The sequence below is a fragment of the Pasteurellaceae bacterium RH1A genome (assembly GCA_012221805.1).
GTDB lineage: Bacteria > Pseudomonadota > Gammaproteobacteria > Enterobacterales > Pasteurellaceae > RH1A.
Genome location: CP015195.1, coordinates 2,022,831 through 2,036,879 on the forward strand (window position 1 = coordinate 2,022,831; position 14,049 = coordinate 2,036,879).

15 protein-coding genes and 4 tRNA genes are annotated in these 14,049 nt (G+C 47.2%); 7 read left to right on the forward strand and 12 right to left on the reverse strand.

Annotated elements, in window-relative coordinates; all coding sequences use genetic code 11:
- Nucleotides 1-30: 30 nt before the first annotated feature.
- A complete protein-coding gene (locus A4G20_09525; GenBank protein ID QIW16559.1) occupies nt 31-969 on the reverse strand; it encodes a cell division protein FtsX in 939 nt (312 codons plus the stop codon).
- A gap of 9 nt (nt 970-978) precedes the next feature.
- On the reverse strand, nt 979-1,632 hold the full coding sequence (locus tag A4G20_09530; protein ID QIW16560.1) for a cell division ATP-binding protein FtsE: 654 nt from the start codon (nt 1,630-1,632) through the stop codon (nt 979-981).
- Nucleotides 1,633-1,858: 226 nt separating this feature from the next.
- Here A4G20_09530 and A4G20_09535 point away from each other — a divergent pair, with 226 nt between their 5' ends.
- Nucleotides 1,859-2,182, forward strand: coding sequence for a thioredoxin (locus A4G20_09535; GenBank protein QIW16561.1), 324 nt, complete (start codon nt 1,859-1,861; stop codon nt 2,180-2,182).
- A gap of 73 nt (nt 2,183-2,255) precedes the next feature.
- Here the strand turns inward: A4G20_09535 and A4G20_09540 are convergent, their stop codons facing one another.
- Nucleotides 2,256-3,149 (reverse strand): geranyl transferase, encoded by an 894-nt coding sequence (locus A4G20_09540; GenBank protein ID QIW16562.1) that lies wholly within the window; start codon nt 3,147-3,149, stop codon nt 2,256-2,258.
- Nucleotides 3,149-3,373 (reverse strand): exodeoxyribonuclease VII small subunit, encoded by a 225-nt coding sequence (locus tag A4G20_09545; protein ID QIW16563.1) that lies wholly within the window; start codon nt 3,371-3,373, stop codon nt 3,149-3,151. The genes A4G20_09540 and A4G20_09545 overlap by 1 nt, the downstream gene beginning before the upstream one ends.
- Before the next feature lie 100 nt (nt 3,374-3,473).
- Here A4G20_09545 and A4G20_09550 point away from each other — a divergent pair, with 100 nt between their 5' ends.
- Nucleotides 3,474-4,268 (forward strand): Fe-S protein, encoded by a 795-nt coding sequence (locus A4G20_09550; GenBank protein ID QIW16893.1) that lies wholly within the window; start codon nt 3,474-3,476, stop codon nt 4,266-4,268.
- A gap of 104 nt (nt 4,269-4,372) precedes the next feature.
- Here the strand turns inward: A4G20_09550 and A4G20_09555 are convergent, their stop codons facing one another.
- The 3 genes from A4G20_09555 to A4G20_09565 all read right to left on the reverse strand — a co-directional run bounded on the left by A4G20_09555 (nt 4,373) and on the right by A4G20_09565 (nt 8,818).
- The gene (locus tag A4G20_09555; protein QIW16894.1) at nt 4,373-5,524 is read right to left on the reverse strand and encodes a tRNA 2-thiouridine(34) synthase MnmA; all 1,152 of its coding nucleotides are present in this window, start codon (nt 5,522-5,524) and stop codon (nt 4,373-4,375) included.
- A gap of 167 nt (nt 5,525-5,691) precedes the next feature.
- Nucleotides 5,692-8,391, reverse strand: coding sequence for a preprotein translocase subunit SecA (locus A4G20_09560; GenBank protein QIW16564.1), 2,700 nt, complete (start codon nt 8,389-8,391; stop codon nt 5,692-5,694).
- Nucleotides 8,392-8,506: 115 nt separating this feature from the next.
- On the reverse strand, nt 8,507-8,818 hold the full coding sequence (locus A4G20_09565; protein QIW16565.1) for a hypothetical protein: 312 nt from the start codon (nt 8,816-8,818) through the stop codon (nt 8,507-8,509).
- 95 nt (nt 8,819-8,913) lie between these two features.
- On the opposite strand from A4G20_09565, the gene A4G20_09570 reads away from it, so the two are divergent.
- Together A4G20_09570 and A4G20_09575 are read left to right on the forward strand one after the other, a co-directional pair.
- Nucleotides 8,914-9,234, forward strand: coding sequence for a hypothetical protein (locus A4G20_09570; GenBank protein ID QIW16566.1), 321 nt, complete (start codon nt 8,914-8,916; stop codon nt 9,232-9,234).
- A gap of 1 nt (nt 9,235) precedes the next feature.
- Nucleotides 9,236-9,613 carry a hypothetical protein gene (locus A4G20_09575; GenBank protein QIW16567.1) on the forward strand — a complete coding sequence of 126 codons (378 nt, stop codon included), beginning with the start codon at nt 9,236-9,238 and terminating at the stop codon, nt 9,611-9,613.
- 34 nt (nt 9,614-9,647) lie between these two features.
- Here the strand turns inward: A4G20_09575 and A4G20_09580 are convergent, their stop codons facing one another.
- Nucleotides 9,648-10,127, reverse strand: a complete 480-nt coding sequence (locus tag A4G20_09580; GenBank protein ID QIW16568.1) for a hypothetical protein — start codon at nt 10,125-10,127, stop codon at nt 9,648-9,650.
- A gap of 10 nt (nt 10,128-10,137) precedes the next feature.
- On the opposite strand from A4G20_09580, the gene A4G20_09585 reads away from it, so the two are divergent.
- The gene (locus A4G20_09585; protein ID QIW16569.1) at nt 10,138-10,575 is read left to right on the forward strand and encodes a hypothetical protein; all 438 of its coding nucleotides are present in this window, start codon (nt 10,138-10,140) and stop codon (nt 10,573-10,575) included.
- A 3-nt stretch (nt 10,576-10,578) separates the two neighbouring features.
- Entirely contained in the window at nt 10,579-11,979 is a 1,401-nt protein-coding gene (locus tag A4G20_09590; protein ID QIW16570.1) for a hypothetical protein, read from the forward strand.
- A 25-nt stretch (nt 11,980-12,004) separates the two neighbouring features.
- On the opposite strand, the gene A4G20_09595 is transcribed toward A4G20_09590, so the two are convergent.
- From A4G20_09595 to A4G20_09610, 4 genes are all read right to left on the reverse strand, one after another.
- Nucleotides 12,005-12,080, reverse strand: a tRNA-Val gene (locus A4G20_09595).
- A 28-nt stretch (nt 12,081-12,108) separates the two neighbouring features.
- A tRNA-Val gene (locus tag A4G20_09600) sits at nt 12,109-12,184 on the reverse strand.
- Nucleotides 12,185-12,243: 59 nt separating this feature from the next.
- Nucleotides 12,244-12,319, reverse strand: a tRNA-Val gene (locus tag A4G20_09605).
- Between the two features lie 34 nt (nt 12,320-12,353).
- Nucleotides 12,354-12,429 (reverse strand) — tRNA-Val (locus A4G20_09610).
- Between the two features lie 173 nt (nt 12,430-12,602).
- On the opposite strand from A4G20_09610, the gene A4G20_09615 reads away from it, so the two are divergent.
- The gene (locus A4G20_09615) at nt 12,603-14,045 is read left to right on the forward strand and encodes a glutamate--tRNA ligase (GenBank protein QIW16571.1); all 1,443 of its coding nucleotides are present in this window, start codon (nt 12,603-12,605) and stop codon (nt 14,043-14,045) included.
- The last annotated feature ends 4 nt before the right edge of the window (nt 14,046-14,049 follow it).

Consider the following 14,049-nt stretch of genomic DNA (forward strand, 5'->3'; position numbering starts at 1 on the left):
CTCATACTGTGTATGAGGTTTTTTTTCGACTTAATACTTAGACCCAATCTTCTGAATATAACGATTGGTTGCAATCTTAGCCGAGAGCCAGCCAATAAAAATACAAATCACACAGAGCAATAAGATTTCACTTACCCCTAGGCCATTAAACTCAAACTGGACCACAAACATATCAGTCACATATTTAAGCACATTGGAAAAATAGCCCATCACCAAGGCACTGAGCAAGATGGCTATCAGGCTACCTAGGAAGCCGTAAACCATACCCGTATAAAGGAAAGGGCGGGCGATAAAGTGATCGGTTGCCCCCAAAAGTTGCATAACCTCAATGGAAGCCTTGCGGTTGGACACATCCGAACGCACGCTGTTGCCAATCACTAAAAAGACCGCAATAAACATCAAGAGGGTACAAATCAAGGCAATGCGGCCGATGAGTTGAGTGAGAGCTGAGAGTTTTTCAATCCAGCCATTGTCCAAACGGACCTCTTGCACTCCCTTAATGGCCTGTAAGCCATTACGCAGGCTCAAGATGGTTTCATTGCCCGTAAAGCCCTTTTTAGGCCGAAGGACTGCCACGGCTGGCAGGGGGTTGTCCTCTAAAATGTCCAAGGCCTCGCCAAAACCCGCCCAGGTTTTAAACTCATCCAGGCTTTGCTGGCGGGAAATGTAGTTTTTCAGCTCCAATTTTTCAGGCTCAAACTGACGAATTTTCTCCACCAAAAGATCGGCTTCTTTTTCAGACAGGTTCTTATGCAGATAGACAGTTAATTCAGGTTCTGGATAGAACTCGGAAGCCGCCTTGCTGGTGTTTTTCCATAAGAGATAGCTGACGGTTGGAATGGCCAAGGACACGGCAATCACTAAAACCGTCATAAGGGTGGCGAATTTACGCAACCAAAGATCTTGCCAAACCGAACGCAAAATATAGCGGGTTTGGGCACCAAATTGGGTATTAAAACGACGACTCATTGCAGTTCCTTAGTGCTTTAAATGCCCTTCTTCTAGCACCAAACAAGGTTTTGGTCGCTGGGCAATAATATTGGTGTCGTGGGTGGCAATCAGCACGGTGGTGCCAGCCTGATTAAATTCTTCAAAGAGGCGGAAAATTTCAAAAGAAAGCTTGTCATCCAGGTTGCCAGTTGGTTCGTCAGCCAAAAGGAGTTGGGGGCGATGCACAATGGCTCGGGCAATATCCACCCTTTGCTGCTCCCCGCCTGAAAGATGCAGCGGATGATAATTGGCCTTATGTTGCAGGCCGACTCGTTCAAGGGCCAGGCGGGCTTCCCGCTCGACAATGTGCTGGCTCACGCCCATAATGATGAGAGGCAGGGCCACATTGTCCAAGACCGTGCGGTCATTTAGGAGGCGGTAATCCTGGTGAACCATGCCAATTTGGCGGCGCAGGAAGGGCAACTCCCGTTCTGACAGGCGGGTGATGTTATGCCCATTAAAGAGGATCTCGCCGCCATTGGCCCGTTCAATGCCCATAATCAGTTTTAACAAGGTGCTTTTGCCTGCCCCTGAATGGCCTGTCAGGTAGGCCATGCTGCCCACGGGTAAATGGAAGCTGATGCCCTGCAAGGCGGGTTTCCCCCCCATATAGGCCTTATTCACATTGGTAAACTTAATCATCTTTCGCTATTTCAAGTTAAAATTGGGCTGTATGATACCATAGCTGCTCCCCGCTTGGGCCAACAAGTGGTCTGATTTTGGCAATTTTTTGCAAATTTTAGTGAGGCGCAAACGGGGAGTGATTACTGTAATTGGCAAAAACACTTGAATTTTTGTGGAGAATCCCTATATTGATGCCCAAGCGACGCCACTGGCGTTTTCTTTTTTATTTCAATAAGGACCTTATATGAGCAACGTCGTTCACACAACAGATGCAACATTTGAGCAAGATGTTTTAAAATCAGATGTACCCGTTTTATTAGACTTTTGGGCACCATGGTGTGGCCCTTGCCGTGCCATCGGCCCAGTATTGGATGAATTGGCAGCCGAGTTTGGCGACAAGGTTAAAATCGTCAAAATGAATGTGGATGAAAACCAACAAGCCCCAATGCAATTTGGCGTGCGTAGCATTCCATTCTTACTGCTTTTCAAAAACGGCGAAGTGGTTGCCCAACAAGTTGGCGCCCTGCCAAAAGCCCAACTGGCGGCTTTCGTGCAACAAGCCCTCTAATTTGAGCGCTTTTTTGCAAAAACAAAGGGGAAAGAACCACTTGGTCTTTCCCCTTTTGCTTGACTAAGATACGCTAACTTTCACGACTGACAATAAACTTGGCCAGCTCTCTTAGAGCAAGTGTCTCAAAAGGCAGGCTGTCTAAGGCTTTTAGGGCAGTTTGATAGAGGTCTTCTGCCTTTTGTTTGGCACCCTCTAGGCCTAATAATTTAGGATAGGTGCTCTTATGCAGGGCTTCGTCCGCCCCCACGGTTTTGCCGATTTTCTCGCTTTCGCCCACCACATCTAAAATATCGTCCTGCACCTGGAAGGCCAGACCAATGGCTCGGGCATATTGGCTTAGGGCCTCTTGGATTTGTTCGCTCTTGGCGTGGGCAGACAGATTAAAGCCCATGAGGATGGAAGCCTCAATCAAGGCGCCTGTTTTGTTGCGGTGAATTAGCTCCAGCTCTGCCAAAGAAACGGCCTTGTCTTCAGCAAGAAGATCCAAACTTTGGCCGATACACATGCCCCTTGCCCCTGCGGCCTTAGCCAAGAGGCCGACTTGGGTGACCTTTTGTTGGTCACTTAAATGTGGATCGCTGGCCAAAAGTTCAAAGGCAAAGCTCTGGAGGCTGTCGCCCGCTAAAATGGCCGTGGCTTCATCAAAGGCTATGTGGCAGGTTGGCTGGCCACGGCGGAGCTTGTCATCGTCCATGGCCGGCAGGTCGTCATGCACAAGGGAATAGGCATGAATGGCCTCCATGGCGGCGGCGCTGTGATCCAAATGTGCCAAGTCCACGCCTAACATTCGGCCGGTGGCATAAATCAAAAAGGGCCGAACCCGTTTGCCGCCTAAAAGCACAGCATAGGACATGGCCTCAATCAGGGGCGAACCGTGATGGACATAGCCCTCCAATTTTTGGGCTAAGAAGTCATTGACCCGTGTTTGCAGGGCAGCCAAATCGCTTGAAAGTGTGTATTGCATTATTCGTAGTCCACCAGTTCTGCTTGTTGGTTCTTGGCCAAGAGAATTTGAATACGCTGCTCGGCCTTTTGCAGGCGTTCTTGGCCCTGTTGAACCAGCTTGATGGCTGCTTCAAACTCGCTCAAGGCCTCCTCCAGAGGCAGATCGCCAGCCTCAAGGTGGGTGACAATGCTTTCTAATTCTTTTAGGGTTGTCTCAAAATCAGGTGTGGGTTTCTTGGCCATGCTCTTCGCCTCTTGGGTTAAACAAGCGGTCATTTTACTTGAGAATTTTGCAAATGTGGATCTTTTCAGGTATCTTGAGCCAAATTTCTTTGGAGGCCCTATGCAAGTAACCCAACTCAACCTTTTTCCTATCAAATCCACTCGTGCCTATGAGGTGCAACAAGCCTTTGTTCAGCCCCAAGGCCTCAACTTCGACCGTGAATTTATGATCACCGAACCCGATGGCAAATTCATCAGCGCCCGTAAGGACATGGAACTCTACCGCCTTTCCGCCCTTCCGATTTCCACCGGCCTGGTCATTCAACACGATGAGGGCGAGCGTTGTGTAGCCCTTTATCAAGACTTCAGCCAAAGCCAAGATTCGGAGGTTTGGGGGACGCATTTTGATTCATTGGTTGCCCATGAGGCCGTTAATCAATGGTTAAGCGGGATTTTTAAGCGAGAAGTGCAGCTGCGTTGGCTGGGCCAAAAGAGCCAGCGTGTGGTCACCCATTTCGAGCCCCACCCTATGAGCTTTGCCGACAGCAACCCGCTCTTGTTAGTCTCTGAAGCCTCGCTTAAACAAGTCCAGGCCTGGTCGCCTGTGCCAGTTGAAATGGGCCAATTTCGGGCCAATGTGGTGATGGATGGCCAGCAGGCCTTTGAAGAAGAAGGCTGGCAACGTGTGCGGATTGGCCAGGTGGATTTCACCGTCAGCCAGCTCTGTACCCGCTGCATTATGATTACCCGCAGCCTTGAAACCTTTGAGCTAGACCCTAAAGCTGAACCCTTCCGCACCCTTAAAGAGGAGCATAGTAATGAGAAGGGCAAGCCCGTGTTTGGTATTCATTTGGTGCCAGAAAATAGCGGGATAATTCGGGTGGGGGATGAAGTTCTCCCGCTGCAAGCGGGTTAAAAAAGGCCATTTTTTGCAAATCGTGATGGCGCCAGCCTCCAGGCTGGTGCCTTATCTATCAAGGCCTTATCAGCACCAGCCTGGAGGCTGGCGCTAGCATTTCTTTACTTAAGCTGCTCCTCAATCACCCCACCGCCTAAGCAAACTTCACCTAAATAGAAAACAGCAGACTGGCCAGGCGTTACCGCAATTTGTGGCTCATCAAACACCACCTTAATGGTTTCATCATCGATAGGCTGAACCTCACAGGCCACATCGGTTTGGCGGTAGCGGGTTTTGACCGTGCAGCGGAGGTTTTCACGAATGGGCTGCCTGTTCACCCAGTGCAACTGTTTGGCGATTAAGCCTGTGGAGAGCAAGGCTGTGTGGTCGTGGCCCTGGGCGACGATCAGCTCATTTTTGACTAAATCCTTTTCCACCACATACCAGGCGTTTTCGCCCATGCCTTTGACACCGCCAATACCCAGGCCCTTGCGTTGGCCCAGGGTGTGGTACATAAGGCCATCATGGCGGCCAATCACCTCGCCCTCTACGGTGCGAATATCGCCTGGCTGAGCTGGCAAGAAGCGGGCCAGGAAGTCCTTAAACTTGCGTTCGCCAATAAAGCAAATGCCAGTCGAATCCTTTTTCTTGGCGGTCGCTAGCCCCAAATCATCGGCAATGGCTCGTACAATAGGCTTTTCAATTCCGCCTACTGGGAAGAGGCTTTGGCCCACCTGCTTGTGGCTGAGGGTATAGAGGAAGTAGCTCTGATCCTTATTGCTGTCCAAGCCCCTTAGGAGCTGGGCATTTTGATCGTCACCCGAGCGGCGAACATAGTGGCCTGTGGCGATATAATCTGCCCCTAAATCTTCAGCGGCATATTCCAAAAAGGCCTTAAACTTGATTTCCTTATTACAAAGAATATCAGGATTTGGTGTGCGGCCTGCCTTGTATTCGCTTAGAAAATGCTCAAAGACATTGTCCCAGTATTCAGCCGCAAAGTTGATCTTATGTAGCTTAATGCCTAGCTTGTCACAGACCGCTTGGGCATCAGCCAGGTCGGCGGCTGCTGTGCAGTAGTCGGTGTCGTCATCTTCTTCCCAGTTTTTCATAAAGAGGCCTTCAACTTGGTAGCCCTGTTGTTGGAGGATAAAAGCCGACACGGAGGAATCCACCCCGCCAGACATACCGCAGATAACCTTTTTCTGGGCGTTTGCCGCCAGTTCTTCTGGGCTGAGCGGGGGGAAGTGTTGGTTGTAGGTTGGTGAAATCATCTTTTTCTCAATATCAAAATTTTTTACATCTAAAAATGATAGCGCCAGCCTCCAGGCTGGTGCTTTTATATTCGAGTAATCAGCACCAGCCTGGAGGCTGGCGCTATCAATGAAGATACAAGCGGTGGATTTTTGCAAAAAACTTGCAAATTCCGCCCGCTTGTTGGCTATGAATATCTGGCCTTATTACCATGGCAGTGCTTAAACTTCTTGCCTGATCCACATGGGCAAGGGTCGTTGCGGGAGACCTTCGCATTGGCAAAGTCCTCATCGGCCTTTTGGACATTTTCATCCACATTTTCATAGCCTGTCGCTTCTTGCTCAGCGGCGGCCTGGCGTTCACGTTCGGCCTGCTCCACTTCTTCTTGGCTGCGAACTTGAATGCGGCTGAGAATGCTGATAACTCGAGATTTAAGCTCATCCAGCATGGCGGTGAACATCTCGAAAGACTCTTTCTTGTACTCCTGCTTCGGATCCTTTTGGGCATAGCCCCGCAGGTGGATGCCCTTACGCAGGTAATCCATGGAAGATAAATGCTCTTTCCAAAGCTCGTCTAGATTCTGCAACATCATGCCTTTTTCAAAGTTACGCATCATCTCGCTGCCCACAACGGCTTCTTTTTCAGCGTAAGCGGTTCTGGCAATGTTGAGGATACGCTCACGCAGGCTTTCTTCGTGCAGATCTTTTTCTTCTTCCAACCAGTGAACAATCGGCAAGTCCATGGCGAAATCTTGTTTGAGGCGGGCCTCAAGGCCTGGCACATCCCACATTTCTTCGATGGATTGTGGCGGAATGTACTGGCTGATAACGTTGTTGAAGACATCCTCACGGATGGTTTCGATCATGGTGGAAATATCATCGGTTTCCAATAAGTAGTTACGCTGCTCGTAAATGGCCTTACGTTGTTCATTGGCTACGTCATCGTATTGGAGCAACTGCTTACGGCCGTCAAAGTTGTGGGCTTCCACCTTGGCTTGGGCAGAGGCAATGACCTTGGCCAACATCTTGGACTCCATGGCCTCGCCTTCCTCGGTAAAGGCCTTACGCATCATATTGAGCTTGCCCTCGTTGAGGTAGATCCGCATAAGCCCATCGTCTAAGGAGAGGTAGAAGCGGGACGAACCTGGGTCGCCCTGACGGCCTGAACGGCCACGGAGCTGGTTGTCGATCCGACGGGATTCGTGGCGTTCGGTACCGATAATATGTAAGCCGCCAGCCTCCATCACGATGTCGTGGCGTTTTTGCCATTCGGCCTTGATGGCTTCGATTTGCTCTTCGGTTGGATTTTCCAGCTTGGCTACTTCCGCCTTCCAGTTACCACCTAAAACAATATCGGTTCCCCGGCCGGCCATATTGGTAGCCACGGTAACCGCACCCGGGTAGCCGGCATTGGCCACAATTTCGGCCTCTTGGGCGTGGAATTTAGCATTGAGGACGTTGTGTTTAATCCCTGCCTTGTTGAGGGCTTCAGACAACATTTCCGATTTTTCCACCGAAATGGTACCGACCAAGACCGGCTGATTGCGGCCCACGGCCTCCTGAATGTCCTTGATAATGGCCTGAAACTTTTCAGGCTCACTCTTGAACATGAGGTCGGTGCGGTCGTCACGGATCATCGGGCGGTTGGTTGGGATAACGACGGTATTGAGGCCATAAATTTGTTGGAACTCAAAGGCTTCGGTGTCGGCCGTCCCGGTCATTCCCGCCAATTTTTCATAGAGGCGGAAGTAGTTTTGGTAGGTAATAGACGCTACCGTTTGGTTTTCGCCCTGAATATTGACCCGCTCCTTGGCTTCAATGGCCTGGTGCAGGCCGTCTGACCAGCGGCGGCCCGCCATGGTACGGCCAGTGTGTTCGTCAATAATCACTACTTCGCCATCTTTAACGATGTAGTCCACGTCCTTCTCAAAGAGCTTATGGGCACGCAGGGCGGCATAAACGTGGTGTAAAAGACCAATACGGGCTGGCGAATAGAGGCTTTCATGTTCCTGCATTAGGCCCATCTGGGTGAGCAGATCTTCCACCTTGACCTGGCCACGCTCGGTTAAGTGGGCCTGTTTGTTTTTCAGATCAAGCGTAAAGTCGCCCTCACCCGTGTATTCCTCGGTGTCCTCTTTTTCTTGGAAAACAAGGTGTGGAATAACCTGATCAATGGCCTGATAGATTTGAGTGGCATCTTCGGCTGGGCCTGAAATAATCAGTGGAGTACGGGCTTCGTCAATTAAGATAGAGTCCACCTCATCGACCAAGGCATAGTGGAGCGGGCGTTGGAAGCGTTCTTCCTTGCTGTGAGCTAGGTTATCACGCAGGTAGTCAAAGCCTAGTTCGCTGTTGGTGGCGTAGGTAATGTCGGCGGCATAGGCAGCACGTTTAACCTCAGGCGGCAGGCCTGGCACATTGACAGCCACGCTGAGCCCTAAGAACTCAAACAGTGGGCGGTTGGTTTCGGCATCTCGGCGGGCCAGATAGTCATTGACGGTAACCACATGTACCCCCTTGCCAGTTAGGGCGTTGAGGTAGCAAGGCAGGGTTGCAGTGAGGGTTTTACCCTCACCCGTTCTCATCTCAGCAATGTTGCGGTTGGTCAGCACCATACCGCCGATAAGCTGAACATCAAAAGGACGCATACCCAGCACACGCTTGCTGGCCTCACGCACGGTGGCAAAAGCTTCTGGTAGGAGGCTGTCTAAGGTCGCACCATCGGCCAAACGCTGTTTAAATTCGGCCGTTTTGGCCTGGAGCTGCTGGTCTGATAAGGCTTCAAATTCAGGTTCTAATTTATTGATCTTGGCGACCTGCTTTCTTAACACTTTCAGGGTGCGGTCGTTGCTTGAGCCGAAAATGGCAGTGATGATTTTTGTAAGCATAATTTTTATTATTCCAGTAATTTAGGTTATTGAATGAATGATTGATAGCGCCAGCCTCCAGGCTGGTGCTGATACCAAGGCACCAGCGAAGACGCTGGCGCCATCATAGATACAATTAAACCACTGGCCCAGCCCGAATGGGGTGACTTACAAAACGATACAAGCGGGGCAAATTTGCAGAAAATTTGCAAAATTCAACCGCTTGAGGAAGAACATCAACCGCAATCTCTTGCTGCTGACTGAGGAAAAGTTGCTGTTCAATTTCGTTAAACTGAACAGCTTCTTGCTGGCATTCCACCGACTGATTAATAACCGTCTGCTCCCGCTCTGCCGTTGCCAGCGCTTGAGGCAAGGCAAAAATCGCAACCATCCCTAGGACGAATTGCGACCAAAAAGCAGATTTGTGTAAGTGACGGAATAGGCTCATAATAGTCAGTGAAAAGAAATCTGTGTCGATTATACGTTAAATTGGTTAGAATTGCGAAATTATGTGGGCAAAACCAGGAAATTCAAGAGGGCCTTATGAAAAATCGACAAACACAAAATATTGTAGAGGTTTTACAGAACTCAAGCCTGTCCCGTGTGGTCGAAAAAGCTAATCAACTCAATGAAATTGCTCAAAAAATCGCACAAAACCTGCCCCAAAACTATCGTGGGCTTTACCGCATTGCAAATTTAGTTGATAATCAACTGGTCTTTGAGGTGCAAAATGGCACCGTTAAGCAAGGATTTCTCTTACAAGAACAGGTTTTACTCAACCTGATTTCGCAGGATTTTCCGCATATTCACGCCCTTGTGTTTAAGGTTAATCCCAGTTTTTCATCACTAACAAGAGGAAGATGATATGAAAAAAATCGCATTGATCGCGCTCGCCGCCCTGCTTGGCGCCTGTTCTTCGCTCGCTCCGCAAAAAACCGTTTCAGGCACCTTCAAGGGCGTCTTGCCTTGTGCTGATTGTGAAAAAATTCAGGCGGAATTGATTTTAAACCCAGACAATACCTATGTTTACAACACGGTTTATTTTAAAAATAAAAAACAAGAACCCTTTACCGACACAGGCTCCTTTAGCTGGGACAAGAACAAGGAAAATGTGATTTCACTTGATGAAAATGCAGGCAATCTCAAACTTCAAGTTAATGATACCTATGTCGAAGTTTGCGATGCCAACGGCAATGTGGCCAAGAGCACACTCAATTATAAGCTCCAAAAAGTTACTCAATAAACACAAATGCACTCGGTTTCGGGTGCATTTTTTCTTATAGAAAGAGTGACAGGGAATAGGCTAAAACCGCATAACGGCCTGCCTTGCCCAGAAACATGGCCACCAAGGCAGCTTTGGCATCGAGCCGCAGCCAGCCGGCTAGGCCGCATAAGAGATCGCCAACCAGCGGCACCCAGCTCAATAAGAGAGCCAAGTTGCCGTAGCGATTTAAGGTCTTGAGACTCCAGCGCACAGTAGGCTTGGTTTGTGTGGTTATTTGAGGGCTGGGGAAAAACCGGCCCACATAATAGGTGGTCATCCCGCCCAGGGTATTGCCTAAGGAGGCCACCAGCCAGAGCCAGGCTAGATCCTGCCAATTTTTTTGCAACAAATGCGGGCTGGCCAGAGTGCTAAAAATGATTTCAGAATTAGCAGGAATAAGGGTAGCACTTAAAAAGCTGCTTGCAAACATCATCAATAATTGACCCGCTTGCGAGGCAAAAAGGGCAGGAAAAGAGAGTAAAAATTCAGGCATAAGAGGTTCTATGAAGCTAAAAATTCCACCGCCAGCGGTGTTTGTGATCACAGCGATTTTAATCTATTTCAGCCCAGTTGTCGGCACCTTTGAAGCGCCTTTTCTTGTAGCTAGTTTCTTGATCATTGCTGCCATAGGCCTAGATATGCTGAGCCTTTGGCATTTTTTCAAGGCCAAAACCACCATTAACCCACTCAATCCCAAGCAAACAACGGCTTTAATCACCACAGGCCTTTATCGCTTGAGCCGCAACCCTATGTATTTGAGTTTGAGCCTATATTTACTTAGCTTGGCCCTGGTGCTAGGCAATGCCTTGGCTTTTCTTTGGGTAGCTGTTTTTATCTTGTTAATCAATAAGTTACAGATTGAGCCTGAAGAAGCTATCTTGGAAGCGAAATTTGGACAAGATTATCTTGAGTATAAAGCGAAAGTGAGAAGATGGATTTGAGATATGCATGGCATGTTTATTTTATTTGACTCTCCTTCACTTAACCGCTCATTCATCTTAGTTATGCTAGCCTTTATGCTAACTATAATTTTATATTTAAAGAAAAGAAATTTTATTCACCTCGGGTTTTTTAATTTAATCATTGCCATCAATATATTTATTGACACATATAGAACCACCCATCTAGAAAAATTCTATTTTTCATCATTTCTAGCATGGATATTCATAAACTCCATTATTTGCCTGTTATTTTTTAATCCTAAAAATCTAAAAAAGCACAAATCTGCTTACATAGCCATTCTTATTTTTACACCTATAACTATCACCTTTACCAATCTCTATGTCCCATATATAACTATAGAAAACTACGCTAATATTCAATCTGGACCAAGTGTATTAGGAGAGGCAATCGCAATAACCATTCTAATATTTATTATATGCCCCATATACCTAATCATTTCTTTTCTTGAAATCATAGAGAAGTATAAAAAACCCGAATTTAATCTATTCTTAACAGCTAGTTTTACATGTATTATCACCATTCCTATTATTTCCTCTCTATACTCGCTCTTAATTATTCAAGATTACCACTTAGAGAGAGTTTATTCAAAGTATCTTTCAGAAGATAAGCAGCTTAATCAACTCAACCTATCCAAAGGAACATTTATATCTTCCCTTATGAATGGTAGAGTTGTTAAAATTGAAATTCCTGATAATCTTCCTGCACTTATCTGGAATAAATCACCGGTACAATCTTTACAGTTACAAATAGAAAACAAACACCTTCAAAAATATTCAGATCTAAATAACCTTCAGAGTGGCTACCTTGAGGTAAAGATGCGAGAACATTTTATTATCAATAATAGAATATGTGACAAGGATAAGGAAATTTACTTTGAGTTTTTAACCAACAATCAAGATTGGTCAGAATACAACACTAGACTTGTAGAGTGTAATTTAATTCCAAATAACTCACTTAATTTTGTTACTACATTACCTGAAATAAGAAACTCTTATAATATTAAATTAAGGCATCACTCTCTGTTAAATAATAAAAGTAGTTACCAAGATCTACCTAATACTAAATATGGCAAAATAAAATGGCAGTGGGAAATCTCGCCCTCTATATCCAAAGATATCTTAAGTGAGTATGGAATAGATACACAAATAGAAGCTATTTACTTTGATTTTTATGATCGCCTAGCAGCCCTTAGATTTTATACTCATACACGCAACGATCACCCTAATATTGGAACTTGTTACTATGAACCTTATGATATAAGGATAGCATTTTTTTATGGCCTTAAAATTGACCAACAGTATTTCATTGAGTTTCCCTATGTAGAGGATTTAAAGTGCAAATATATACCTATTTCATTAAAAAGGTTATTTACCACAGAGTAAGAAAATTAAAATTGGAGCAAAGAAGTGGTGGGCGATACCGGTCTCGAACCAGTGACCCCCTCCTTGTAAGGGAGGTGCTCTCCCAACTGAGCTAATCGCCCGCAGTGCGGTAACAGTTTAAGGCTTAAGTGGTGGGCGATACCGGTCTCGAACCAGTGACCCCCTCCTTGTAAGGGAGGTGCTCTCCCAACTGAGCTAATCGCCCACTTAAGAGACTTAAACTATCTTGGGTGAAGTTTGAAAGGTTGGTTTCTTAAAAAGAAGTGGTGGGCGATACCGGTCTCGAACCAGTGACCCCCTCCTTGTAAGGGAGGTGCTCTCCCAACTGAGCTAATCGCCCTTTTCAAACTCTCAACAGCGCAGCCACAAAAAAGTGGTGGGCGATACCGGTCTCGAACCAGTGACCCCCTCCTTGTAAGGGAGGTGCTCTCCCAACTGAGCTAATCGCCCGCTGTTGTGGGGTGGCATTATAGAGCTTTGATTTTTCTCGTCAATCGCTTTTTACAGAATTTTGGGCCATTCGTTTTAAAAATCGCCAAAAGGCCTAATTTTTTGCTATTCTTCAGCGATTATAGTAGTAAAATACCGAAATCTATTTGTTTTAAAAATCTAGGCGAGAGAACATGAAAATTGAAACCCTATTTCCCCTTGACCCGTCTGTTAAGGTACGCACCCGTTTTGCACCCAGCCCAACCGGCTACTTACACGTAGGCGGGGCCAGAACCGCCCTTTATTCTTGGTTATATGCCAAACACAACCAGGGCGAGTTTGTTTTACGCATTGAAGATACTGACCTTGAACGCTCCACTCCTGAAGCCACAGCTGCCATTTTAGAAGGCATGGAATGGCTTAATTTAGCCTGGGAACACGGCCCTTACTATCAAACTCAACGTTTTGATCGTTATAACCAGGTTATCGACCAGATGATCGAAGAAGGCCTGGCCTACCGTTGCTATTGCTCAAAAGAGCGTTTGGAAGGCTTGCGGGCTGAACAGGAAGCCAATAAGGAAAAACCACGTTATGACCGCCACTGTTTAGGCGATCACAGCCATTCTGCTGACGAACCACACGTTGTGCGTTTTAAAAACCCACAAGAAGGCTCGGTGGTCTTTGAGGATGCAGTGCGCGGGTGGATTGAAATTAGCAACAGCGAATTGGACGACTTAATCATCCGCCGTACCGATGGCTCGCCAACCTACAACTTCTGCGTAGTGGTGGACGACTGGGATATGGGCATCACCCACGTTGTACGGGGCGAAGACCATATCAACAATACACCACGTCAAATCAACATTTTGGCTGCCCTGGGTGCGCCGATTCCGACCTACGCCCACGTTTCTATGATCAACGGCGATGACGGACAAAAACTCTCCAAACGCCACGGCGCGGTAGGCGTAATGCAGTACCGTGATGACGGCTACCTGCCAGAAGCCCTGGTAAACTACCTCGTGCGTTTGGGCTGGGGACACGGCGATCAGGAAATTTTCTCCCGTGAAGAGATGATTGAGCTCTTTGATCTCCATTCAGTCAGCAAGTCGGCCAGTGCCTTTAACACCGAGAAACTCCAATGGCTCAACCAGCACTATATGCGTAGCCTGCCAGCCGACCACGTTGCTGGTTACCTCCAATGGCATATGGACAATCAAGGCATTGACACTGCAAATGGCCCAGCGCTCGCCGATATTATTCCTGTACTTAGCGAACGAGCCAAAACCCTTAAAGAATTAGCGGCCAGCAGCCGTTACTTCTATGAAGAATTTGAAGCCTACGATGAAAAAGCAGCAGCCAAGAACTTCAAACCAGAAGCAGTAGCTCCACTTGCAAAACTCTTGGAAAAATTGACCGCTTGTAATGATTGGACGGTTGAAGCCATCCACGAGGCCATGAACCAAACGGCTGCCGAGCTTGAAATTGGTATGGGCAAGGTGGGTATGCCTTTCCGTTTGGCCGTAACGGGTTCTAGCCAATCGCCATCTATGGATATTACGGCCAAATTAGTGGGTAAGGATCGTACTTTAGCCCGCCTAGAAAAGGCTATTCGTTTTATTAACGAACAAAATAGCTAATTTT